This window comes from Methyloparacoccus murrellii (assembly GCF_054657115.1).
Genome location: NZ_BAAHXD010000148.1, coordinates 1 through 239, shown reverse-complemented (window position 1 = coordinate 239; position 239 = coordinate 1). Strand labels below are relative to the sequence as shown.

At 57.3% G+C, this 239-nt stretch carries 1 pseudogene; it reads left to right on the top strand.

Annotated elements, in window-relative coordinates:
• Positions 1-12: 12 nt before the first annotated feature.
• Positions 13-239: pseudogene (locus ACYQ1H_RS15670) on the top strand (IS481 family transposase); the annotation flags it as partial.

The window sequence follows — 239 nt, the reverse complement described above, 5'->3', positions numbered from 1 at the left end:
GGGGAAAACCGCATGAACATCCGTCTTCATCAGCAGGCTCGTACGACACCTGCGATTCGTCGGGAGATTCAATCTTCCTCTCTGAGTGAACGGGCGCTGGCCCGCCTTTACAACACCACCCGCTCGACCATCCGCAAGTGGAGGAAACGTGACGACGTGGCGGACGCATCGCACCGTCCTCACCAGCTGCAAACCACTTTGACACTGGCCCAGGAAAGCATTGTGGTGTATCTGAGAAC